The following is a 719-nucleotide window of genomic DNA, read 5'->3' on the forward strand; positions in this document are numbered from 1 at the left end:
TGACGCCTGCGGCGTCCGGCGCGGAGGCGGCCGCGGCGAGCGCCCCTCGCGGGCGCGCTGCGAGCCCTTCATGTCCGTCCCTTCCCGCTTCCCCCGTCTCCCCGTCCCCGCCGCGCCGCAGCCTTGTTCTCCCCGCGGTCGTCATCATCGCCGCCGGCGGCCTGATCGGCATGATCACATTCGGGCCGCGCTCGGTGTTCGGCCTGTTCCTGCTGCCCATGACGCAGGAATTCGGCTGGGGGCGCGACGTGTTCGCCGTGGCGGTGGCGATCCAGAACCTCCTGTGGGGCGTCGGCTCCCCCTTCGCCGGCGCCATGGCGGACCGCTTCGGCACCGTGCGGGTGCTGTGGGTGGGCGCGCTGCTCTACGGCGCCGGCCTGGTGCTGATGGCCTATGCGCAGTCGCCGCTGGTGCTGCATCTGAGCGCCGGCGTGCTGGTGGGCTTCGGCCTCTCGGCCTGCTCGTTCAATCTGGTTCTGGCGGCGTTCGGCAAGCTCCTGCCGGACCATCTGAAGTCGCTCGGCTTCGGGCTTGCCACGGCGGCCGGCTCGTTCGGCCAGTTCCTGTTCCCGCCGCTGGCGCGCGGGCTGATGGACACGGTCGGCTGGCACGAGACGCTGATCATGTTCGGTTTCGCCATGCTGCTGACGCTGCCGGTGGCGGTGGCGCTCGCCACCGGCGGCAATGCCCGGCCGCGGCCGCGGCGCGGCGAATGGGGC

The 719-nt window shown here is 72.7% G+C and carries 1 protein-coding gene; it reads left to right on the forward strand.

Going from position 1 to position 719, the window contains the following annotated elements; all coding sequences use genetic code 11:
- Positions 1-170: 170 nt before the first annotated feature.
- Positions 171-719: MFS transporter (locus AC2W7M_RS26775; RefSeq protein WP_486136245.1), on the forward strand; the 549-nt coding region annotated here is incomplete at its 3' end.

This window comes from Xanthobacter sp. BG11Y11_SDJG, assembly GCF_057364445.1.